Annotated in this window: 24 protein-coding genes, 1 tRNA gene, 1 other RNA gene and 1 pseudogene; 8 read left to right on the forward strand and 19 right to left on the reverse strand. The window is 38.9% G+C overall.

The features are described from left to right. Positions 1 to 421 precede the first annotated feature (421 nt). From LDB17_RS04115 to LDB17_RS04125, 3 genes are read left to right on the forward strand one after another with little or no spacing between them, the layout of a single operon-like run. The gene (locus LDB17_RS04115; protein WP_252639165.1) at positions 422 to 2,176 is read left to right on the forward strand and encodes a recombinase family protein; all 1,755 of its coding nucleotides are present in this window, start codon (positions 422 to 424) and stop codon (positions 2,174 to 2,176) included. Continuing rightward, positions 2,136 to 2,948, forward strand: a complete 813-nt coding sequence (locus tag LDB17_RS04120; protein WP_252639166.1) for a hypothetical protein — start codon at positions 2,136 to 2,138, stop codon at positions 2,946 to 2,948. The genes LDB17_RS04115 and LDB17_RS04120 overlap by 41 nt, the downstream gene beginning before the upstream one ends. Position 2,949: 1 nt before the next feature. Next, positions 2,950 to 3,402 carry a hypothetical protein gene (locus LDB17_RS04125; protein ID WP_252639168.1) on the forward strand — a complete coding sequence of 151 codons (453 nt, stop codon included), beginning with the start codon at positions 2,950 to 2,952 and terminating at the stop codon, positions 3,400 to 3,402. A gap of 131 nt (positions 3,403 to 3,533) precedes the next feature. On the opposite strand, the gene ssrA is transcribed toward LDB17_RS04125, so the two are convergent. After that, positions 3,534 to 3,931, reverse strand: a transfer-messenger RNA (tmRNA) gene (gene ssrA, locus LDB17_RS04130). A gap of 296 nt (positions 3,932 to 4,227) precedes the next feature. Between ssrA and LDB17_RS04135 the strand changes: the two genes are divergently transcribed. After that, a tRNA-Ser gene (locus tag LDB17_RS04135) sits at positions 4,228 to 4,315 on the forward strand. Between the two features lie 77 nt (positions 4,316 to 4,392). Here the strand turns inward: LDB17_RS04135 and LDB17_RS04140 are convergent. Continuing rightward, positions 4,393 to 4,785: a hypothetical protein gene (locus LDB17_RS04140; protein ID WP_018074768.1), complete on the reverse strand. Its 393-nt coding sequence runs from the start codon at positions 4,783 to 4,785 to the stop codon at positions 4,393 to 4,395. A gap of 272 nt (positions 4,786 to 5,057) precedes the next feature. Between LDB17_RS04140 and LDB17_RS04145 the strand changes: the two genes are divergently transcribed. Next, on the forward strand, positions 5,058 to 5,564 hold the full coding sequence (locus tag LDB17_RS04145) for a thermonuclease family protein (RefSeq protein ID WP_252639170.1): 507 nt from the start codon (positions 5,058 to 5,060) through the stop codon (positions 5,562 to 5,564). A gap of 2 nt (positions 5,565 to 5,566) precedes the next feature. Here LDB17_RS04145 and LDB17_RS04150 read toward each other — a convergent pair whose 3' ends face one another. The 12 genes from LDB17_RS04150 to atpD form a co-directional block, all read right to left on the reverse strand. Next, a complete protein-coding gene (locus tag LDB17_RS04150; protein ID WP_135103698.1) occupies positions 5,567 to 6,142 on the reverse strand; it encodes a flavin reductase family protein in 576 nt (191 codons plus the stop codon). Next, positions 6,139 to 6,600 (reverse strand): aspartate carbamoyltransferase regulatory subunit, encoded by a 462-nt coding sequence (locus tag LDB17_RS04155; protein WP_006842286.1) that lies wholly within the window; start codon positions 6,598 to 6,600, stop codon positions 6,139 to 6,141. The genes LDB17_RS04150 and LDB17_RS04155 overlap by 4 nt, the downstream gene beginning before the upstream one ends. A 15-nt stretch (positions 6,601 to 6,615) precedes the next feature. Next, positions 6,616 to 7,533 carry an aspartate carbamoyltransferase gene (pyrB, locus tag LDB17_RS04160; protein ID WP_252639172.1) on the reverse strand — a complete coding sequence of 306 codons (918 nt, stop codon included), beginning with the start codon at positions 7,531 to 7,533 and terminating at the stop codon, positions 6,616 to 6,618. Positions 7,534 to 7,999: 466 nt separating this feature from the next. After that, positions 8,000 to 8,884 carry a F0F1 ATP synthase subunit gamma gene (locus tag LDB17_RS04165; RefSeq protein WP_252639177.1) on the reverse strand — a complete coding sequence of 295 codons (885 nt, stop codon included), beginning with the start codon at positions 8,882 to 8,884 and terminating at the stop codon, positions 8,000 to 8,002. A 6-nt stretch (positions 8,885 to 8,890) separates the two neighbouring features. Further along, on the reverse strand, positions 8,891 to 10,477 hold the full coding sequence (gene atpA / locus LDB17_RS04170) for a F0F1 ATP synthase subunit alpha (RefSeq protein WP_252639181.1): 1,587 nt from the start codon (positions 10,475 to 10,477) through the stop codon (positions 8,891 to 8,893). 70 nt (positions 10,478 to 10,547) lie between these two features. Then, positions 10,548 to 11,102: a F0F1 ATP synthase subunit delta gene (locus LDB17_RS04175; protein WP_252639182.1), complete on the reverse strand. Its 555-nt coding sequence runs from the start codon at positions 11,100 to 11,102 to the stop codon at positions 10,548 to 10,550. A 9-nt stretch (positions 11,103 to 11,111) separates the two neighbouring features. After that, the gene (atpF, locus tag LDB17_RS04180) at positions 11,112 to 11,612 is read right to left on the reverse strand and encodes a F0F1 ATP synthase subunit B (RefSeq protein WP_006842281.1); all 501 of its coding nucleotides are present in this window, start codon (positions 11,610 to 11,612) and stop codon (positions 11,112 to 11,114) included. Positions 11,613 to 11,626: 14 nt separating this feature from the next. Next, positions 11,627 to 11,878: an ATP synthase F0 subunit C gene (atpE, locus tag LDB17_RS04185; protein WP_006842280.1), complete on the reverse strand. Its 252-nt coding sequence runs from the start codon at positions 11,876 to 11,878 to the stop codon at positions 11,627 to 11,629. A 45-nt stretch (positions 11,879 to 11,923) separates the two neighbouring features. Continuing rightward, a complete protein-coding gene (atpB, locus tag LDB17_RS04190; protein WP_252639184.1) occupies positions 11,924 to 13,024 on the reverse strand; it encodes a F0F1 ATP synthase subunit A in 1,101 nt (366 codons plus the stop codon). A gap of 1 nt (position 13,025) precedes the next feature. Continuing rightward, the gene (locus tag LDB17_RS04195; protein WP_252639186.1) at positions 13,026 to 13,424 is read right to left on the reverse strand and encodes a hypothetical protein; all 399 of its coding nucleotides are present in this window, start codon (positions 13,422 to 13,424) and stop codon (positions 13,026 to 13,028) included. Positions 13,425 to 13,428: 4 nt separating this feature from the next. After that, complete coding sequence (gene atpC, locus LDB17_RS04200) at positions 13,429 to 13,677, reverse strand: ATP synthase F1 subunit epsilon (protein ID WP_006842277.1); 249 nt, start codon at positions 13,675 to 13,677, stop codon at positions 13,429 to 13,431. An 11-nt stretch (positions 13,678 to 13,688) separates the two neighbouring features. Next, entirely contained in the window at positions 13,689 to 15,203 is a 1,515-nt protein-coding gene (atpD, locus tag LDB17_RS04205) for a F0F1 ATP synthase subunit beta (protein WP_135103693.1), read from the reverse strand. A 567-nt stretch (positions 15,204 to 15,770) separates the two neighbouring features. On the opposite strand from atpD, the gene LDB17_RS04210 reads away from it, so the two are divergent. Continuing rightward, a complete protein-coding gene (locus tag LDB17_RS04210) occupies positions 15,771 to 16,964 on the forward strand; it encodes a saccharopine dehydrogenase family protein (RefSeq protein ID WP_135103691.1) in 1,194 nt (397 codons plus the stop codon). A 95-nt stretch (positions 16,965 to 17,059) separates the two neighbouring features. Here LDB17_RS04210 and LDB17_RS04215 read toward each other — a convergent pair whose 3' ends face one another. The 3 genes from LDB17_RS04215 to LDB17_RS04225 are packed head-to-tail and all read right to left on the reverse strand — an operon-like array spanning position 17,060 to position 19,537. Beyond that, positions 17,060 to 17,833, reverse strand: coding sequence for a TatD family hydrolase (locus LDB17_RS04215; protein ID WP_252639187.1), 774 nt, complete (start codon positions 17,831 to 17,833; stop codon positions 17,060 to 17,062). Beyond that, entirely contained in the window at positions 17,820 to 18,542 is a 723-nt protein-coding gene (locus LDB17_RS04220; protein ID WP_252639189.1) for a hypothetical protein, read from the reverse strand. The genes LDB17_RS04215 and LDB17_RS04220 overlap by 14 nt, the downstream gene beginning before the upstream one ends. Before the next feature lie 17 nt (positions 18,543 to 18,559). Further along, positions 18,560 to 19,537: a polyprenyl synthetase family protein gene (locus LDB17_RS04225; RefSeq protein ID WP_252639190.1), complete on the reverse strand. Its 978-nt coding sequence runs from the start codon at positions 19,535 to 19,537 to the stop codon at positions 18,560 to 18,562. Positions 19,538 to 19,715: 178 nt separating this feature from the next. Between LDB17_RS04225 and LDB17_RS04230 the strand changes: the two genes are divergently transcribed. Beyond that, complete coding sequence (locus tag LDB17_RS04230) at positions 19,716 to 20,708, forward strand: glycoside hydrolase family 43 protein (RefSeq protein ID WP_252639192.1); 993 nt, start codon at positions 19,716 to 19,718, stop codon at positions 20,706 to 20,708. Between the two features lie 16 nt (positions 20,709 to 20,724). After that, a complete protein-coding gene (locus LDB17_RS04235) occupies positions 20,725 to 21,870 on the forward strand; it encodes an aldose epimerase family protein (RefSeq protein ID WP_252639193.1) in 1,146 nt (381 codons plus the stop codon). Positions 21,871 to 22,111: 241 nt separating this feature from the next. Here the strand turns inward: LDB17_RS04235 and mtgA are convergent, their stop codons facing one another. Further along, the gene (gene mtgA / locus LDB17_RS04240) at positions 22,112 to 22,843 is read right to left on the reverse strand and encodes a monofunctional biosynthetic peptidoglycan transglycosylase (protein WP_252639194.1); all 732 of its coding nucleotides are present in this window, start codon (positions 22,841 to 22,843) and stop codon (positions 22,112 to 22,114) included. Positions 22,844 to 23,102: 259 nt separating this feature from the next. Next, a pseudogene (locus tag LDB17_RS04245) lies at positions 23,103 to 23,384 on the reverse strand (glutamate dehydrogenase); the annotation flags it as partial. Positions 23,385 to 23,429 lie beyond the last annotated feature (45 nt).

The raw sequence follows: 23,429 nt of genomic DNA on the forward strand, positions 1-23,429 counted from the left end.
GACTTCGAGATATTTGTCAGACCCACGTACGACCTTAAACAAGAATTCTTATGGAACAGAGATAAACTAGCCGTATTAGCACCTGAATCATTTCGTCTGGATATGATTCAGGTGCTAGAAGCAATGCTAAATGGATATAAAACAGGAGAGAGCTTTGCAATAGACGAGTAAGTAAAGGTTAGTCTTTACACAGAAATATATAGAGTTCCATAAAAGTATAAGAATAATGGCTAAACAGAAGCCATAAATAGTTAAAAACAAATATTTTAGAGTATAATGTTTTAAATTCACAAGAAAATTAATACATTTATAGTTGGAAATAATGAAAAAAAATGCTATGAGATAACACGGTAATCGTTCCCTACTTTTGTATATGCATAAAAATGTAATTAGCAGATAAGGCTTAAAAACAATATGGCATATGAGCAATAATACGACCGCAAGAAAAACATCATTCGGGATTCCCGAACAAAAGGGTAATGTGACGATTTATCCTGCTGTTCCTATTGAGATATTGAAAACACGTGGACACAAGATGCGTGCAGCTGCCTATGTGCGAGTTTCTACCGATTCAGTCGGACAAGAAGGATCGCTTATGCTGCAAAGAGAGTATTATGAAAATTACATCAAAGGTAATCCGGAATATGTGTTTATTGCCATATATGAGGATGATGGGATTACAGCGACCAGCGTTGAGAAAAGAAAGGGATTTCTAAGAATGATAGAGGATTGCCGGCTCGGAAAAATTGATATCATCTTGACTAAAAGCATTTCACGATTTGCAAGAAACTTAGGAGACTTACTGTACTATATAAATATGTTGAACTCTCTTGAGTCACCGGTGGAGGTTTATTTTGAAGCAGACAGAATATCAACTTTCGGAACATCAGGAGAAATGCTCATTACATTTCTCGGTTTGTTCGCTCAAGAAGAATCGCGACTGAAAAGCGAAGCCATTACCTGGGCAGTAGATAACCTTTTCGCACAAGGAAAATACTATGCGTTTCCTGTTCTCGGCTACAATAAAGAAAAAGGACGTGATAGCCCACTTACTATAAATAAAGAAGAAGCTAAAACCGTAAGACTTTGTTATGCTTTAGCTATCATGGGATATTCGTTTTCGGATATAGCAAAAACTATGAATATCCTCGGTCTTAAAAGTAGGCTAGGCAATGTGCATTGGACAGTAAGCGGAGTAAGAGCTTTACTTTCTAATGAAAAGTATGCAGGTGCTATAAGAGCCAGAAAAACAATAACAAGAAGTTATAAGACTCATAAATCTAAAAAGAACGAGGGAGAAAAGCCGCAATATTATCACAAAGAGCATCACGAGGCAATTGTACCGCCAGAAGCCTATGACGTTGCACTCAGAATAATAAAAAATAGAAGAGGCAAAAACGGTATCCCATACCTAAAAGCTGTTTCTGAAGGTATACTCAAAGGCTTTGTTGTTGTGAGTAAAAACGTGAGAGGATACACACTGAATGATTATGTTAAAGCATCACATTCTATTTATGAGGAGGATGACGATCCAAAAATTAATATTTTAGCCGATAAAGCAAGTATATTCGATTTAAGGACTTATGACATTGTTTCGACCTTTTCTTTTGATGATCGTACGAAGCCTGCTTGTTCAATAAAAGATGGCAAGATTATTTTTAACGTAGCTTGTAAGAAAGCACTTCGGGCGGAGAAAGCCGAAATGCTATTTCATCCCTTGAAAGCAATTTTGGCTCTTCGCCTATCTGTGAGCGAAGTTTTCTCAGAACGTATAAATGATATATGTATTATAAAGCCAGTACATCATTCCCACTTTACTTCTATCGCATTAGAATCCGCAGGACTTAAATCTGGATATCGATATCGCATATATGGGGCGAAGAGGACAAGAGAAAACGAGAGTATTATGCTCTTTGATTTACGAAATGCTGAAATAATCCCCCCTAAAAAAGACATTTATATATTACCAGATAAATACACAAGCCGCTATGGAGATGATTACTATGAGAATATTGCTGCTTGCGGATTATATAAGATTGACATTGAAGGTCTTTGGCAAGCATTACACGAAAGCAAGCCGATTGATTCACTTGCCGGACAAATAGTTGAACTTACAGAATTCTGTCAAAAGAGCCTTGCAGAATTCGAATTATCAGAAGAAATTAACCATGAATAATATGCAGAAAAACATTGAATTTGAACCAGACGATGGTAATGCCAGAGATGAAAATAGAGAGGCGGAAATTAAGCCGCAAGAGGTGTATACTAAACCTACTCGGGACGGTAAGATTTCTTATATTGAACGTGAAGTAGACAGTTTTGATTTTGAGGGCTACGAAGTAGTGCGTCGAGAGTTTTTTTCGAAAACAAACTGTCCATCTATGACTTTGAAATATGGCTCAGTTAATTTTAATGTTCGTGCCATACGAAAACTTGACGAATGCAGATTTATTCAAATCCTGATAAACTCAGAGAAAAAGCGAATAATAGCTAAACCATCTATTGAGGATGAAAAAGACTCAATACAATGGAGTAAAGTAAATAAGCATGAAAAGGTAGAACCTAGAAAAATCACAGGTAAAGTATTTACTGCACAACTTTATAATGATATGAAGTGGGATATTAATGCCACGATCAAAGTATTGGGAACATTACTAACAAGCAAGGGCGAAAAATTATTTGTTTTTGAACTCGTTAATGCGGAAGCATACCTAAGCATCTCCGCACCAAGTCCGAATAATCCGAAACACCGAGAACGCATACCGTTGACCCCATCACATTGGCAGGGGCATTATGGGCAATCTTATGAGGAAAATAAGGTTGAAATAGTAAAGACCTTTGAGGGAGTACCGGAAGGCTTTGTAAAAATAACGCTACCAGAATTACCATCTAAGAAGATGGTGGAAGATAAAGTTGAATCAAATGACAACATTAAAGAGACGACATAAGATGGAACAAACGAAAAAAAATAAAGATATCCCTGATACCGAATTAATCTATGCGAACGATTGTCCTTATATCGATATCAAATGGCAGAAAGGTACAATTTTCATATCGAACGCTGTATTAAGACTGATAGGCAGTCCCGAAGGAATACGCTTTCAATGGAATGCTGTCAGACATTCGTTAATCATTGAAGCCACAAGCATCAATGATCCGGATAGTTATCCCGTAATAGGACAAACATACACACGGCACGGATCACTGTTTGTAGGCTGCTCTACGCTTGTACGTGAAATATGGTCAGTGGCTGACTGGGATGAAGCACTGCGTTACCGAATAGTAGCCAAATACAATGAATTATCAAATCTAGCAATATTCGAATTAAAAGATGCCGTCGCTTCCGAAATACCTAGAAATATTCACGGAGGCAGACCAAAGAGACCTAAAAAGCCCATATAAAAGATGACAAGTAAAAAATTAATCCAATCAATCTATTATTGTGAGTTGATAATAAAAACAAGGACTAAGAAGTAAATCTTAGTCCTTGTTTTAGTCCTCATTGATTATAAATCATTGATAATCAATGTTATTCGTGGAGCTGGAGGGACTTGAACCCTCGTCCAAACAAGGAACTAATTTGCTTTCTACATGCTTATCTTCGCTTAAATTTTCGTGAATGAGCAAGACCGAAGCCACCAACTCAAACCTTAGCTTTTTTATTTCAGATAAGGGCCAAAGCCTCCCCTATCCTATCTCCGATTTGTCTGCACCACCTGATCGGCACGCTTCGAAGCCACAGCTTCCGGGTGATGTCTTGTCCTTACACCTGTGCAAGGATTAAGCTAGAATCTACTATACTTCGATTAAGCAGCAAGAGCGTAATTGTTATTGCCAGTTAAATTTGTGACGTCTGAGATTATAGTGCCAGCCGACTACGCACTGCATGCTTACAAACCACTTCATCTCGCTGTCAAAGCCAGTCAGCCCCGTTGGTTTATTTTCGCTTGATATACAACGATTTAATATCAAACTTTAGATATCGAGTAACAAATAATGCGAAACATTTGTAAAAACAATATCGGATACAAAGATAACTCTTTTTTAGGATATACAACAAGCCAAGCCAAAGCTATTCCGATTTCTCGTATTGTAAATAAAAGCGATACCGGTTGTAAACACTTCAAAGCCTTCTAAAATCATCCCTCTAAACGACTAATACTTTCTCTCTTCTTGTCAATTCAAAAATATCCTTTATCTTTGCACACGCTACAGCCGGAGGACAAAGGAGAGGTGCTCGAGTGGTTGAAGAGGCACGCCTGGAAAGCGTGTATACCCCTAAAGGGTATCGAGAGTTCGAATCTCTTCCTCTCCGCTTAAAACAATGATTATCAACAAATAAAAAAGGACTAAAATAAAATTCAGTCCTTTTTCTATTTTTTAGATTTCTATTTATTTGGATGCTGAATCATCTTTTTCAAGATCAAGATTGATACTAGTATTATCCCATTTGTTCATTTGTCCTGTTCCCAAATCTACAATAAAACCAGGCCAGAATAGGATATTCCATAGAGAGGTCGTATTGAAAGTAGACTCTAAAATAAAAGGCAATGTCTTATATCCTTCTTTTTTAGCCAAAAGTTGCTTGTCACTCATTTTCTTTTTAACGGAGATAGTCGCAGTTTTGTCACTTCCTATTTCTGCTAATTTAACATTATTACTTGCATCATAAATTTTTGTACCTTCAATCCCCGAGAACGTTATACTTTGCTTAGATGGAGTAAATATTGTAGCACAAGACGAAAACAAAAAGACAACAGATGCGAATACAACTAATTTTTTCATAATATGTAATTTTATATTGATAGATTTAGACAAATCTATGAAATCATTTTTATTTTTCGTTTATTTCTCCCTATATATTTTAACAACTCTGACAACTTATTTTATAAGGTTTATTCATTCAATCATTTATCTATCTACCAGCTTATCGATAAAAGCAGTAAAGACAATATATTAGAAATAATTATTTCTTTCTGTCTCTTTTTAGTTAATTTAGATCTCTAGTTCATAATATGCTAATTCTATTTAAAGATAAAAATGAACTTTTATAACGAATGAGAAAATTTATATTCATACTATTACTCTTTATCTCCTGTAACCAGCCTTCCACTGAACCCGCCGAAACAATAAAAGGAAAGGTAGTCAGTGTTGCTGATGGAGATACAATGACAATTCTGACAGATAACAAGGAACGAATAAAAGTGCGACTCTATGGCATAGATTCTCCTGAAAAAGGACAAGACTTCAGCAACAAAGCCAAAACCTACTTAAATGACTTATGCTACGGTAAAACTGTAAAAGTAGAGAAAAAAGGGATCGATCAATATGATAGAGTTTTAGGTATCATTTATCTCGACGAGTTGAATTTAAATCAGGAGATGGTCAAAGAAGGTTTAGCATGGTACTACAATCACTATATTGAAGACCCGGTACTCGAAGAATTAGAGAAAACTGCCCGACAACAGAAGTTGAATATCTGGAGTTTGAAAAATCCCACACCTCCTTATGAATATAGAAAAAAGCAAAGATCCGAAAAGTCAAATAGAGAACCGAGGAACTGAGTTTACAGTTCCTCTTTCTTTTTTCTGACAGTCCAGCCGAAACCTCCAATCTTTTCTCCTAAGCCATAGTACTGACCATGAGAATATGCAATCGGTTTTGCGCTTTCGAGACTAAATTTTCCGGTTTCCGGATCAATATACTTTTCATCAGCTTTTACATTTACCACATCGGCAATAAACATATCATGCGAACCTAAACTGAGTATCTCCCGCACTCTACACTCGATGTTTAACGGAGATTCTTCGATGATGGGAACCTGAACAATTGATGCCTTCCCCGGAGTAAGTTTCATTTCGTCAAATTTACTGAAATCCTTACCCGATCTCACTCCGCACCAGTCGGTAGCAAAAGCTAAATCTTCCGTTGTGATATTTATTACAAACTCCATATCCCGCTTTATAATCTCATACGAATGCCTTTCGGGTCTTACCGAAATATAGCACATCGGGGGATTGGTACAGATAGTACCGAGCCAACTCAGAGTTATAATATTATATTCTTCGGGAGTACTGCCACAACTTATCATGGCGGCAGGCAAAGGATATATCAGTGTTCCCGGCTTCCAATCTTGCTTCATTTCAGGATAATCTCGTCTTTCTGAATTTTAATGTTACAATAGTGACAGCGCAGCTCTGTGTTATTACAGTCAATGACTTCAAAACGTGTAGTCATAGGCTCATTGTTTGTAATACACTTCGGGTTGTTACACTTTACAATTCCATTGATTACTTTAGGTAAAACCACTCTTTTCTTTTCTACAACCTCGTAATCCTTAATGATATTGAGAACTACATTCGGTGCTATGATCGCAATCTTATTGATCACGCTTTCTTCAAAATATTTACCTGTGATCTTGATAATTCCCTTTGAAGCCATCTTCTTACTTTCCAGATTATTTCCGATTGTAATAGGATTATCCAGCTTTTCGAGCTCCAACAATGATACTACTTTAAACACTACGCTGGGAGGAATATGATCTATGGCTGTTCCGTTGCATAATGCTGCTACCTGCATTGCTTTTCTACGTTCATTCATATCTTGATATTTTATTTATTCAACTTCTATACCCAATGCATCACATATCACAGCCTCACGGGTAAACATCCCGTTCTTAGCCTGTTCGAAGTAATAAGCCTTAGGGCTATCATCCACATCCTGTTGTATCTCGTTTACACGAGGCAGGGGATGCAATATTTTCAGATTGTCTTTTGCTCCTGCCAACATATCATTCTTGAGAATATACACATTCTTCACCTTTTCATATTCCATCAGGTCGGTAAAACGTTCTCTCTGTACACGTGTCATATACAGGATATCCGCTTTATCTATCACCTCTGAATCAAAATCTGTATGTTCCGAATACTTTATCCCATGTTCGTCACAGAAGGCTTTATACGGATCGGGGAGGTGCAATTCTTCAGGTGCAACGAATATGAAGGTTGGGTTGAAATGCGACATCCCAATGATCAGAGAGTGCACTGTACGCCCATATTTCAGGTCACCAACAATCGTTATTGTGAGATTCTCAAGTGTACCTTGAGTCTTAAATATAGAATAGATATCAAGCATTGTCTGCGTAGGGTGCTGATTGGCTCCATCTCCGGCATTAATGATCGGTATAGAAGAAATCTCCGAAGCATAACGAGCAGCCCCTTCCAGATGGTGTCGCATGATTATAATATCGGCATAGTTGTTTACCATCAGTATGGTATCTTTCAGCGTCTCTCCTTTCGATGAACTGGTAGTAGCCGCATCCGAAAAGCCTATGATGCGTCCGCCCAAGCGGTTTACTGCAGTCTCAAAACTAAGGCGTGTCCGTGTCGACGGCTCAAAAAAAAGTGTAGCACACACTTTGCCTTCCAATAACCTACGGTTAGGTTGCTCGTCAAATTTTTTAGTCAGATTAAGTATTCTCAGAATATCTTCTTTCGAATAATCTGTAATTGAAACCAAGCTTTTATTGCACATAACTATTTATATTTTGTAAGAGTAAAATTCATATTCAACAAAAAGATAACAGAAAAAAGTGACACATTTAGCCAAAGCACAAGCGACTCACAAACAACATCATACATGTCAAAAAGTGACAAAAGTGACAGTTTTACAGCTGCTTTTTATTGTTACTTTTCTATTATAAGTCAACTACCGCAAAGATCTATATATAAGACAATTTATTTCAAAAAAAATCCCCGAAAAAGAATACTTCTTCGAGGATACTATCTATATCAATAATAATTCATTGGAAATACAGGAACCACTGTCGTGAAAATAATACTGTTGCATATAAGCTATTTTTTCCATCATAATTCTCTATATATTACAACAAAGGTAGTCACTTTTTTTGAGATACAATTTTTTACGAATCAAAAAAACGAAAAAATAAACCCCAAACTATAAAAGTCCGGGGCTATATTTTATAAAGAATTTTCTCCTATCACTGCAATGCCGAAGCACCACCGATAATATCCAACAATTCGTTTGTAACAGCTTGTTGACGCGACTTGTTGTATTGAATAGTCAGATCCTGTACCAATTCGTCCGCATTGTCTGATGCTATTTGCATAGCAATCATACGTGCAGCATGTTCCGAAGCATTAGCATCGAGCAAAGCAGCATATAAGCGTGAATAAAGCACGGTAGGAATTAAAGAATCGAGAATTTCCTCCTTCGATGGCTCCAAGATATAGTCTGCAAACATATTTTCGTCTTGCTGACCTTCGGGCTTAGCGCTTTCCAAATCGAAAGGCAGGAATTGTGTCTTCTTTAGTTTCTGGGATCCCGTAGATATGAAATGATGATAAATTAAGATCACCTCATCTATTTCTCCATCAATATATTTCTTTATCAGTTCTTTGGCAAGATCCTGTACGGCTAAGAAGGTAGGCTTATCAGCCATATCCCTGTAATCGCCTTGCGCCACTATTCCCTGTTTCTTCAGGGCGTCGGCCAATTTTTTACCGATAGGATATACCAAGATATTCCCTGCTCCTACCTCTTCTTTCTTTTTAGCGTAAACGGTACTAAACTCTTTTATTACATTCGAGTTGTATGCACCACAAAGCGAAGAGTTGGAAGCAAAACCAACTATAGCGACTCTTTTTGTTTCTCTTTTTTGGATAAAAGGAGACTCATAGCTTGTATCAGAAGACAGAAGATTAGTCAGAATGACATCCAACTTCTGCTGATAAGGCAAGAAGTTGCTGATTGCATTTTGCGCCTTGTGCAACTTAGATGAAGCTATCATCTTCATTGCAGAAGTAATCTTCTTGGTACTTTTTACAGAGCCAATTCTATTTTTTATTTCCTTAAGAGATGCCATAATTCATTATTTTTTGTACTGAGAAGCAATATCCGCGGCTACTTTTCTGATTTTAGTTTCCACATCTTCGTTGATGACTCCTTTTTTCAGGACATCCAGCACATCAGCTTGATATTGCATTTCCAATGTTCTCAGAAATTCGGTTTCGAATTCATGTATTTTATCTTCCGGCACTTGACGAAGCAACCCATTTGTTCCGCAATACAGTATGGCGATCTGTTTTTCAACAGGTACCGGCGCATACTGAGGCTGAACCAGCAATACTGTATTCTTCTTACCTTTATCGATAGTCATTGCCGTAACGGGGTCCATATCGCCACCAAACTGGGTAAATGCTTCCAATTCACGATACTGAGCCTGGTCAATCTTCAATGTTCCGGCAACTTTTTTCATCGCTTTCACCTGAGCCGAACCTCCCACACGAGATACAGATATACCCACATCGATGGCAGGACGCATACCCGCATTGAAGAGGTCTATATCGAGGAATATTTGTCCGTCGGTAATAGAGATAACGTTGGTAGGAATATAAGCAGATACGTCACCGGCCTGAGTTTCGATAATAGGAAGGGCAGTAAGGGAACCTCCCGCTTTTACCTTTCCTTTAAGACTTGCCGGTAGGTCGTTCATCTGTTGGGCAACTTCCTGCTGGTTAATAATTTTAGCCGCACGCTCCAACAAACGAGAGTGCAAGTAGAAGATATCACCCGGATAGGCTTCACGTCCCGGTGGACGACGAAGAATCAAGGATACTTCACGATATGCAACCGCCTGTTTCGACAAGTCATCATATACCACAAGGGCATGACGTCCTGTATCGCGGAAATATTCTCCGATAGCTGCACCTGCAAACGCAGCAAAGTACTGAACTGCGGCCGGCTCGGCTGCTGTAGCCGAAACTACAACCGTATAGTCAAGTGCACCTTTTTCTTTTAGTGTTTCTACTATATTGGCAACTGTAGAGGCTTTCTGACCGATGGCTACATAAATACAGTATACAGGGTCTCCGGCATCATAATTGCTTCTTTGATTGATAATGGTGTCTATCGCAATTGCAGTTTTACCTGTCTGGCGGTCACCGATGATAAGCTCACGTTGCCCCCGTCCGATGGGGATCATAGCATCTACAGATTTCAATCCGGTCTGTAGAGGCTGGGTTACAGGCTGACGGTATATTACCCCCGGAGCTTTACGTTCCAGTGGCATTTCCAGCAGTTCGCCGGTAATCGGGCCTTTTCCGTCCAAAGGCTCGCCCAGAGGATTGATTACACGCCCTAACATGCCTTCACCCACGTTGATGGATGCAATACGGCCTGTACGTTTTACGGTAAATCCTTCCTTAATCTGGTCTGACGGGCCTAACAATACAGCACCGACATTGTCTTCTTCCAAGTTCATCACAACAGCCATAATACCGTTGTCGAACTCAAGAAGTTCGTTTGCCTCTGCATTTTTAAGTCCGTATATGCGAACAACACCGTCTCCTACATAGAGAACTGTACCCACCTCCTCGAACTGTACGCGGCTACTGATATTCTCTAGCTGCATTTTCAGCACATCGGAGACTTCGCTTGCTTTTATATTTTCAGACATATTTTATTCAAATTATAAGTTACTATAAAGCTATACGTGGATAGCTCTTTTCAAATAGGTAGAGTATCTATTATCCAATCTTACTGTTTTCGGCGACAAACTTTTGCTTGATACGCTTCAACTGGCTTTTTACGCTGGCGTCCAACCTGTATGTGTCGATATACAGAATAAAGCCTCCTTCGATATCCGGATCTACGCTTGTTTCAAAATCAAGCGTCCCCGGTTTAATCTTCTGTAGCAAGCTTTTCATCTTCTGTTTTGTAGCATCATCCACAGGGGTAGCAGTAACAAGCTTCCCGGTATTGATGTGCTTGGCTTCACAATACAAATCGATGTAACTGAGCGCAATATTTCGAAGATACATTTCACGTCTTTTTTTGACTACCAGCTCGGCAAAACGAATATACTCGTTACTCGGTTTTGCGCCCACAGCAGCCTTTACCAGCGTAAGCTTATCTTCGGCATTCAACGTAGGATTATCCATTGCCATACGCAAACGGGGTTCGCGGACAAATGACGATGCTACCTTTTTCATTTCGGCAAACAATACATCCTCCGCTTTCTGATCCACTGCATATAGCAACAGAGCTTTAGCATATCGCTTAGAAATCATCCCTTCATTCATAACAGTTGATTAAGATTTAGATACCATAGCTTCATCCACTAGGCGATCAATCATTGACATTTGTTCTTTAGGGTCTTTCAAGGTATCTCGAAGAACTTTTTCGGCAACATCCACAGATAGTTCAGCTACCTGACGACGAATGTCGCGTATAGCCTGATCTTTTTCCATTTGGATCTGCTTTCTTATTTCTTCCATTTCCTTTGCCCCGGCTATCTTGGCTTGTTCACGTGCTTCGTTTATAATACGATCGCGTGTATCAGCCGCCTCTTTCAAGATTTTCACCTGTTCTGCCTTAGCTGATGAAAGTATCTCATCACTTTTTTCTTTTATCGAAGCCAATTGCTCATTGGCTTTTTGGGCTGCGTCCAACGAATCTTGTATATAGTTTTTGCGCTCTTCCACCATTTTGGTTATCACAGGGAAACCAAATTTGGCCAAAACGAAGAAAACTACTATAAAAGATAGGAGCATCCAAAAAAGAAGGCCGGATTCAGGTAATAGTAAATTCATATCTATTTACTAATTTATAGAATAAATCCGCAAACTACAACAGCAAACAAAGCTACCCCTTCTACTAGAGCTGCGGCGATAATCATAGATGTACGAATATCTCCTGCTGCATCCGGCTGACGGGCTATCCCTTCCATAGCAGAACTACCGATTTTACCAATACCGATACCTGCTCCGATTACAGCTAATCCTGCACCCAGTGCAGCACCAAAACCTGTTAAGCTTGTTGCAGCTTCTGCTGCTTGTAATAAAGTTGATAGTAACATAATTCTTTAGTTTAAAATTATTTAATTGTTAATTTACTTTTAATATTAATGTTTTTCTGCATGATGATGTGGCTCTATCTGTGCCAAACCGATAAATACGGCCGACAGCATAGTAAATACGTAAGCCTGAATATATGCAACTAATATTTCTACCAGACTGATAAATATGGTCAGCAATACAGATACAACAGTCATCGAACTATTGATCACCGCTCCTAGATTTGCAGTAACGAATATCAAGCAGGTAAGACCGAGTACAATCGAGTGCCCTGCAAGGATATTAGCGAAGAGACGAATCATCAACGCAAAAGGTTTGGTAAATACCCCCACCAGTTCTATTGCAGGCATGATAGGTATCGGCACCTTGAGCCAAGTAGGCACATCTGGCCAAAATACTTCTTTCCAGTATTCTTTCGATCCGAAAAGGTTTACAGTGAAGAATGTAAACACGGCAAGCACCAAAGTGACTGCGATATTACCTGTCACGTTTGCACCTCCCGGAAAGAGAGGTATCAATCCCAATAGGTTGTTGAACAAAATGAAGAAGAAAACAGTAAGCAGATAGGGAGAAAATTTTCTGTAATTTTTTCCTACACACGGCTTAATGATATCGTCCTGCACACTCATTATAAACATCTCCATAAATCCGACAAAGCCTTTCGGAGCTTTCTTCTCTCCCGTTCTCGCTTGTCTTCTGTACCATTTAGATACGCTAAGGACTATGATTATAAGAAGTGTAGAACTGATTATCAAACTGGTTGCATTCTTGGTCAACGAAATATCCCAAGGACGTATTTCTTCACCCGAAGCATTTTTTTCTACAATCTTACCTCTGTATTTACCTTCTTGCGCAATATAAAAGCCTTCGTATGCCTCATGCCCATGATGGAACTTAGATGACATAAAAACATGCCAGCCTGAAGTCTCTCCTTTCACGATGATTGGCAACGGTATGGAAATATGTGTATCGCCAAACGAAGTTAAATGCCACTCGTATGCATCAGCAAGGTGATCGAGAATAAGTTCTTTAACGTTCAATTCTTTTTCGGGCTGAGCCTCTTGTGCGTTTTCTGCTGCCAGAGGTTGAAAGCCCATTACAGTAAGTAAAAGAACCGAAGTTAAAATGTATTTTAAATAGTGTTTCATACTATTGTTGTTTTTTCTTTAACCGTTTTTCTATCCTTAGAAACAAATATGACTCGAAGGCGAGAAAAAGAAGATAGAAAATCATAAAAATAAGGACGAAGCTTTTAATATTTTCTTTTATTACCACGGCATAGGTTGCGATGAGGATCAGCGAGGCGAATACTTTAACTACTTTAGTCAGCATGTATACATTCAGCATTTGCCTTTGTGTGGCTTTACGGCTCGATGAGTCTGCATACAAAACAACCAATGACTCCAGTATTATAAAGAAAGCCAGAATGCCTTCGTACCATTTGGGATAAAACTCAGGAAACTGATAGTTGAGCAAAGCCTGTATAAGAGCTCCTGTAACAATCCCAAACAGGGTAATAGAAAGAATTAATTTTACTTTTACATCCATCCCTTTAAGATACACAGATTGTCACAACCCCATTATTCACTTCCACCATGCCACCGCCTACTTCGAGAGATTTTTCCACACCGTTTTCGGTATAGGTAATAACCCCCTTTTGCAAGGCCGAGATCAAAGGAGCATGGTCGGGATAAACCCCGAAGCTGCCTTGAATCCCCGGAATTACAACCGAAGCAACCATTCCGGAGAATAGCTTAGCCTCGGGTGAAATAATATTTAGTTGAAGTTCTGATTTTTTCATATGTAAATTCTTTATCCTGCAACTTGCGCAAGAATCTTCTCGCCTTTAGCCATTGCATCTTCTATTGTACCCACGTTCAAGAATGCTTGTTCAGGGAGGTGATCAACTTCACCGTCCAGAATTTTTTGGAAGCCCTTGATTGTATCCTGAATATCAACAATTACCCCCGGAACGCCTGTAAATTGTTCTGCAACATTAAACGGTTGAGACAAAAATCGTTGAATACGTCTCGCACGGTTTACAGTCTGTTTGTCGGTATCCGAAAGCTCTTCCATCCCGAGAATTGCAATAATATCCTGAAGTTCTTTGTTGCGCTGCAAAATTTGTTTCACTCGTTGAGCTGTATCGTAATGCTCCTGACCAACAACGTTAGGGTCTAAGCTTCGAGAGCTGGAACCTAGAGGGTCTACCGCAGGATAAATTCCCATTTCGGTAATCTTACGATCAAGTACTGTTGTAGCATCCAAGTGAGAGAATGTTGTTGCCGGAGCCGGGTCTGTTAAGTCATCGGCAGGCACATACACGGCTTGCACCGAAGTGATGGAACCGTTTTGTGTAGAGGTAATACGTTCCTGCATGGCACCCATCTCTGTTGCCAATGTAGGTTGATACCCTACGGCAGACGGCATACGTCCCAACAAGGCCGACACCTCAGATCCTGCCTGAGTAAAACGGAATATATTATCGATAAAGAATAAGATATCTTTAGGACCTTCAGCTTTCGAGTCACGGAAAGACTCGGCTATAGTCAACCCCGAAAGGGCTACATCGGCACGTGCTCCCGGCGGTTCGTTCATCTGACCGAAAACAAGGGAAATCTGTGACTTCTGAAGCTCGTCGTAGTCAACCTTCGACAAATCCCAGTTGCCTTCTTCCATGCTTTTCTTGAACTCTTCTCCATAACGGATAACATTTGACTCTATCATTTCCCTTAGCAAGTCGTTACCTTCACGGGTACGCTCTCCTACTCCGGCAAATACAGAATATCCATTATGTTTTTTTGCAATATTGTTGATAAGTTCCATAATCAATACAGTCTTACCCACACCGGCTCCGCCAAACAGACCCACCTTACCTCCTTTTGCGTATGGAGCTAATAAATCCACTACTTTGATTCCGGTGAATAACACCTCGCGCGTTGTTTGCAGTTCTTCAAACTTAGGCGGTTCTCTATGGATAGGCGCACCATCTTGATTGCTCAAAGGCTTCATTCCATCGATAGAGTTACCGACAACGTTCATCAGACGTCCTTTTACATGGTCACCGATAGGCATTCGAATAGGCGATCCCAGAGGAATCGCTTCAAGCCCACGGCTTAATCCGTCTGTACTGTCCATAGCTACGGCACGCACTGTGTCTTCGCCTATGTGTTGCTTTACTTCGAGAATCAAAGAGCGACCATCAGGTCTTTTAACTTCAAGGGCATCATTGATCTGCGGCAGGTTTAGGGATGGATTGGCTGTATCAAAAAATACATCCACCACCGGCCCGATAACCTGGGATATGTGCCCGACTAATTGTGACATAAGCTTTTGTATTTATTATTGTTTATTTCTAATTTCTTTTGCTTCAACAAATAAAGCCTTATTAACTAAATAAGGTAAGAAGAACTATAATGATATAATCCTATAAATATTTCAAAAACCTCCTTATCTACAGGGATTTTGTGTGAATTAATAAAAGCTTGAGGTATCTATGCGAAATCAATATGGTACCAGACCCCTCTATCAATTGCCGAAGACAAATATAAGCAATATTAATATTTAATAGTATTTTTGTTGGCAGATTTTATAAGTAAACTTATTTTTTTTAAACCTAATTTAACCATAAATAATAAAGTCTTGAACAAATGCCAGCGATAGATACAGGGCATTGAGACAATAGAGCCAAGGGGCTATGATATTCAGTATGGTTTTAGAACAAAGAAAGAGTTTATAGATATTCTTAACAGGAATATTGACATTTATAAAGAAGAATATGATCGTTTTCAAGAAAAGAAATATCCTAATGATTATTTTTAGAATATCTTTGAACTTTGAAATAGACAAATTACAGGTTGTACAAAATAATTATCAATAAATAAAAATAGAGACATGGGAAAAGTATTAATTATCGGAGCCGGAGGAGTCGGAACCGTAGTTGCACATAAGGTCGCACAAAACATGGATGTGTTTACCGAAATAATGCTTGCCAGCCGTACAAAATCGAAATGTGATGCTATTGCTGCGGCCATAGGCGGCAACAAGATACAAACAGCACAGGTAGATGCTGACAACGTGGAAGATCTGAAAAGACTATTCAATTCCTTTAAGCCTGAACTTGTGATCAATGTGGCATTACCTTATCAGGATCTTACTATTATGGACGCATGTCTGGCATGTGGGGTAAACTACCTTGATACTGCTAATTATGAGCCGAAGGAGGAAGCTAAATTCGAATATAAATGGCAATGGGCATATCAGGATAAATTTAAAGAAGCCGGACTTACTGCAATATTAGGTTGTGGTTTTGATCCCGGTGTAACAAGTGTATTTACTGCTTATGCAGCTAAACATCATTTCGATGAGATACATTATCTTGACATTGTAGACTGTAATGCCGGAGATCATGGAAAAGCTTTTGCGACAAACTTCAATCCGGAAATCAATATTCGCGAAGTAACCCAAAAAGGCAAATACTGGGAAAACGGAGAATGGGTAGAAACCGAACCACACGAAATACACAAGCCGTTGAATTATCCTGAAATTGGGCCAAAAGAATCGTATGTTATCTATCATGAGGAACTGGAATCTCTGGTAAAGAATTACCCGACCCTCAAAAGAGCTCGCTTTTGGATGACATTCGGACAAGAGTATCTTACTCACCTTCGTGTAATTCAAAATATCGGTATGTCACGTATCGACCCTATTATTTACAATGGTGTTGAGATTGTCCCAATCCAATTCCTGAAAGCCGTGTTGCCTGATCCGGGCGAACTTGGAGAAAATTATAAAGGTCAAACTTCTATCGGATGCCGCATAAAAGGAATCAAAGATGGAAAAGAACGCACCTACTATGTGTACAACAACTGTTCGCACGAAGATGCTTACAAAGAAACAGGCACACAAGGAGTAAGCTATACAACAGGAGTTCCGGCTACCATAGGCGGTATCATGTTTATGAAAGGCCTGTGGCGCAAACCGGGTGTATTCAATGTTGAAGAATTTAATCCCGATCCGTTTATGGAGCAACTAAACAAACAGGGTTTGCCTTGGCACGAATTGTTTGATATAGATTTGGAAATGTAATAACAACGATATTAAACTTACAGCCCTACAAAGATTAATTTCTCGGTAGGGCTGTTTTATTTTACACCAAAAGGTTGACTTATATTAAGAATCTGTTATTTAAAAGCAAAAAGCTTTTCAGCATTTTCTGTTGTTATTTGTCCAACCTCTTCGGCTGGCAAGCCATATATTTCGGCTAGCTTATTTACGACATTCAATGTATAAGAAGACTCATTCCTTTTTCCTCTGTAAGGAACGGGAGCCAAATAAGGTGAATCTGTTTCGATGATTATAGAAGACAAATCCGTTTCTTTAAGAACTGTTGGCAATGTAGAATTCTTAAACGTGACAACACCGTTGATACCCAACATAAAATTCTTCAACGAAAGAATCCCGTCAAGCTCTTCTAGCGTTCCTCCAAAACTATGAAATACTCCTCTTAGGTGCTGTTCGCCTACATTCTTAATGCAGGATATACATTCGGCTATTGCATCCCTTGAATGTATTGCTACAGGCAAATCATATTCGATACTCCAACGCAGTTGTTCTTCAAAAACTAGCCTCTGCTGCTCCTCAAAAGTTTTATCCCAATAAAGATCAATCCCTATTTCTCCAATTGCAATATATGTGCGTTTAGAAAGCTCTTTTCGGATAATATCTAATTCCTCTTTCCAGTTTTCACCTACACTGGTAGGATGCAACCCCATCATTGGTATACAGTAGCCTGTATATCGATCAGATATATTGTGCAAGCGATTTATAGAAGAAGCATCGATGTTAGGTAGCAGTATTTTCTCTACTCCTGCTTGTTTTGCCCGTTTAATAACATCGTCTATATCGTTGTCAAATTCTTCAGAATAAATATGTGAGTGCGTATCAATAATTCTCATTTCGATCTGTCTGGTTCTCAAATTTTTCTTTTTCTTCTTTTCTCAAATAATATACAACTCCGTACTCCTTACACCTCTCCAAGCGTTCTTTTGGCCGCAAACCGGCAAAGGCTTTCTCTATCTGGTTCCACACCAAAGTCAAAGTAGCGTCTATATCTTCGCGTTGCTGACTTAAACTTTCCAGCTGGCGGGAAGTCGTATTTTGATATGTTTTTTGTGCAAAATATGCATCTTTAAACAGCGAAAATGCGACGTTCACCCGGGCAATTGTAGGATTGTAGATCGGCGTTCCTCCTTGTGAGATACGTGTCTGCTCTCCTTTTATTATATTTTCACCCCAAAAGAGTAACGAATCGTTGCTGGTAAGATCGGGCACAGTAAAATCGCTCGGATCAATCCCGTATAGTTGTTTCACTTCTTTTTTTATCTCATTGCGGATAACACTGAAGTTGAAAACTTGTATAAAATGTGATATATACAATCTTGCGTTTTTTACTAATCGCTGAAATTTACGATTAGCGGTAGCCTGTACTTCGAGGCTATCTCGATATCTCACCTGAGCTGTTTCAAAGTTGCGTAGTAAATGTTGTAGTTTATAAATATCCAGAGTAATTACATTCTGACTAAAAAATGTATTGCTCTTTTCTATTGCCGTTTTCAAAGCCCTTATCCGAGCATTATCAGTATTGGGTAAGCGTCTGTAAGGCATAGTTATAATGTTTCGTGTTATGAAATTCTTGTCATGAGGCTTTCTGCTAATTTATAAAGCTCTTTTTTCCGTGAGGCATCTATACTTACTTTGTCCAGACATGTCACCGCCTGCTTATAGTAATCATTTATTAGATCTTCTGACTTCTGTTTCAAATTCAGTTTATTATATATGGCTGTCACAGCTTTTATTTTCTCCGCTGCATCATAATTCTCTTTATTAACCCAGCTAATCAGATCATCTTTCACTTCTTCGCTCAATAGAGCATTGATAAACAAGAAGGTTTTCTTATTGCAAAGAATATCTCCTCCTATTTTCTTTCCAAAGTTGGAGCTATCTCCGTAAACATCAAGCAGGTCGTCCATAAGCTGAAACCCGAGTCCTACATGAATGCCATAATTATATAGATTTTCAGCATCCTCAGCCGAGGCTCCGGCAACGATAGCACCTTCCTTTAGCGAGCAAGCCAAGAGCACGGCAGTCTTCAAACGTATCATCTCCAAATATTCAGCGATAGTTACATCCATACGTTGCTCAAACTCCATATCGTATTGCTGCCCGCAACATATTTCGGTTGCAGTAGTAGAAAACAAATCTAAAACAGGCTTTAAATATTGGGAATCTATCTTTGCTATCTCTTTATATGCCTCTATCAACATGGCATCGCCCGATAATACAGCAGTATTGTCATTCCATTTGATGTGCACCGTTGGATTTCCTCTGCGCATATCGGCTCTATCCATCAAATCATCGTGAAGCAATGTGAAATTATGAAATATCTCTATACCCAGAGCAATTGGGATCACACGCTCCACATCTTCTTTATACAGGTTGTAAGACATAAGGGATAATGCCGGACGAACACGTTTCCCTCCAAGTGACAGGATATAAGATATTGGCTCGAAAAGAGACTTAGGTGCAGAACTGTATTCTATCTTTTTTATCTCTGTATTTACTATACTCAATATCTCATCAAAAGTATATAAAGAAGCCATGATTTCGTCTGGATTTTAGAGGTTGGACACCGTGATTTTTCGTGTGATAAATTTTGCTTATCTTGATCCCAACAAAGATAACTTTTTAGCTAGAAAAATCAAAATATTATAAAAACTGAATCTATCTAATCAAAAAAGTCCTATTTTTATGGTTCGGTAATAAAAAATGTATTATTAAATGAAAAACAATTATTTACTTATTTTTGCATGTCTCTCTATCATGCAGGCTTGTACGCCCAAGCAAGCCAACCCTGAACAAAAAGTCACCGCAGGAAACCCAATCGTCGAAGGATGGTATGCCGACCCTGAAGGCATAATCTTTGACGACAAATATTGGGTATACCCGACTTATTCTGCACCATATGACGAGCAAGTCTTTATGGATGCCTTTTCATCGCCAGACCTCGTAAACTGGACTAAACACGAACGGATAATCGACACTGCATCTGTCAAATGGGTTAAACGAGCCATGTGGGCTCCGGCAATTCTCAAAAAAGACAACAAGTATTTTCTTTTCTTTGGAGGAAATGATATACAAAGTGATAACGAGTACGGCGGTATTGGTGTAGCCGTTGCCGACAAACCGGAAGGGCCATTCAAAGACTACCTTGGCAAACCTCTGATCGACAAGTTCTATAATGGAGCTCAACCTATCGATCAGTTTGTGTTTAAGGATAAAGATGGTAGCTACTATATCTATTATGGTGGCTGGAAACATTGTAATGTAGCCAAATTGAATGATGACTTCACAGGCCTAGTTCCATTCGAAGATGGAACAATCTATAAAGAAGTAACACCTGAAAACTATGTTGAAGGCCCATTTATGTTTATACATAACAATAAATACTACTTTATGTGGTCGGAAGGCGGATGGACAGGCCCTGACTATAGCGTAGCTTACGCCATCGCAGACAGTCCGTTCGGCCCATTCAAACGTATAGGTAAGATTCTGCAGCAAGATCCAAAAGTAGCTACAGGAGCAGGACACCACTCTGTGATACATGAACCGAAATCGGACAAATGGTATATCGTATATCATCGTCGCCCTCTTACGGAGACAGACGGAAACCACAGAGTTACCTGTATCGATGAAATGCAGTTTGACGAGAACGGATACATAAAACCTGTGGTTATCACCAACGAAGGAGTAAAAGCAAATCCTCTTAAATAATAATTAAATCTAAGTTATGAAGAAAACGTGTTTAGCTGTATTAACAGTATTACTGTTGGCTGTTAGTTGTACAGAAAAAGCTCCCGTAAGCAAATTGACTGAGTCGGGACTCGACAAAGAGAATTTTGAAACAGAAGTAAATGGTAAAAAAGTAGGCCTGTTTGTCTTAAAAAACACAAATGGAATGGAAGTATGCGTTACCAATTACGGTGGACGCATTGTTTCTGTACTTGTACCGGATAAAGATGGCAATAAGAAAGATGTCGTAATCGGGTTCGACTCTATACAAGATTATATTAATGTACCCGGAAATAATTACGGAGCAGCAATAGGTCGCTACGGAAACAGAATCGGAAACGGAACTTTCGAACTTGACGGTGTAAAATATGACTTGCCTAAAAACAACTTTGGTCACACGCTACACGGCGGCGACAAAGGTTTTCATACTGTAGTATTCGATGCCAATCAAATAGATGATAAAACAATCGAACTGACTTATCTTTCGAAAGATGGTGAGGAAGGTTTTCCGGGAAACTTAAAAACCAAAATCACTTATACATTGAAAGATGACAACGCTATTGACATCAAGTACGAAGCTGAAACAGATAAACCAACAGTGGTAAATCTGACAAACCATACATACTTCAATATGGATGGAGATCCGGACTCAAAAAATACGGATTGGTTACTCATGCTGAATGCTGACAAATACACTCCGGTAGACTCTACATTTATGACTACAGGCGAAATACTTCCTGTAGAAGGAACAGATATGGATTTCCGCACACCAACTGCTATTGGTGCAAGAATAGACAATTATGACTTTGTTCAGTTGAAAAACGGAAAAGGGTATGACCACAACTGGGTATTAAATACAGGTGGAGACATCAATAAAGTAGCAGCTACACTAGAATCGCCTAAAACAGGAATAGTATTGGAAACATATACTACCGAACCGGGACTGCAATTCTATGCGGGCAACTTTATGGATGGTAAAGACAAAGGTAAAAAAGGCAAAGCAAATCAATACCGTGCTGCTGTTTGTCTAGAAACTCAAAAATATCCTGATACACCGAACAAAAAAGACTGGCCTTCGGCAACTCTACGTCCCGGTGAAAAATATACAAGCGAAACAATCTATAAATTCTCTGTAAAGAAATAAGAGATTGAGCTTAAAGAACAAAAAAGAGAAAGATTTGATCTTTCTCTTTTTTTATATTAATCAGCTCATTGCTGTTGATATACAATTAATTTCTCATCAATATTTTGTAGGCGTATAGTCAATGAACTTTTCTAGCCTCTTTATATATACATGCAAGAAGTATAGAGGTATTAATCCGAACACAAAAAAATTTCTTCTCTTCTGTTTGTATAGCTCCGTTTAGTTTCATAGGGCAGGTTCTCTACTTCTTATTTTTCTTGACGCTTTTCTTTACTTCTTTCTTCTCCTCTTTGTCAAATTCTACAGGCTTTACTTTCCACATCAAATCTAATATTTTTGCCTGACGCCTCTGTATATAAGCAGATGGTTTTGCCGAATTAAATCGGATAGGATTAGGAAGCGTTGCCGCTATCAGCGCAGATTCTCCTGCTGTAAGAGCTTTTGCCGATTTCCTGAAATTCACCTGAGCGACAGCCTCAGCACCATATATATTTTTACCCATCTCGATAGAATTGAGATAGACCTCCATAATACGCTCTTTACCCCAGATATGTTCTATAAGGAATGTGTAATATACTTCCAGTCCTTTGCGAATATATGAATGACCCGACCAAAGGAAAACATTCTTTGCTGTTTGCTGACTGATTGTACTTGCACCCCTCTGTCGTTTTCCTTTTTCAGCCTCATTCAAAGCCTTTTCTATCTGATCGAAATCGAATCCTGAGTGGTCGAGGAATAAGTTATCTTCGGAAGCTACTACAGCAAGCGGCAGGTAACCTGAAATCTTATCTATCGAAACCCATTTGTGATGGCAAACGACAGCTTCTCCCGAGAACAATTGCCCCATATTGTTCCATACCATCAATGGAGTATAGTATACAGGAACAAATTTGAATAAAACGACTTGAAATATACTGAACAGAAAAAGAAATATTACAATTCTTTTAGCCCATTTCAACAGTTTCTTTACCATATACGAAATTTAGTATAAACGTCTCACTTTGAACTGCAAAGTAAGTAAAAATTCAATAATTAAGGAAGTAATTAAGAATATATTTTTTATGCAGTTCGGGCTTACAGTAACAAGTTAGACAGATAAATTTCGGCAGTTTAATTCCGAACGATATCAAAAACCTTTCAGGATAATACAGTTTCCAACTACAAATTAAAAAGCCTCTTAAATTACATGAATTTAAAAGGCTCTTCAAACGATTGGTTTACAAAATCAGTTATTATATAACTCCTTGCGCTATCATTGCCCGGGCTACTTTCATAAATCCGGCAACGTTGGCTCCTTTCACATAATTAATATATTCACCTTTGTCTTTTCCAAATTTGAGACATTGTCCATGTATATTTTTCATAATACCATGCAAACGTTGGTCAACTTCTTCGGCACCCCATTGTATATGCATTGCATTCTGACTCATTTCTAAACCAGATGTAGCAACGCCGCCTGCATTCACAGCCTTACCCGGAGCAAAGAGCGCATGCTGCTCGATGAAAAAGTGGACATTGCTTTACCTTGCGCTATACAAAATGAGCTGAATCTTCAGGAT

It is taken from the genome of Dysgonomonas sp. Shenzhen-Wh21 (genome assembly GCF_043392705.1).
Lineage (GTDB): Bacteria > Bacteroidota > Bacteroidia > Bacteroidales > Dysgonomonadaceae > Dysgonomonas.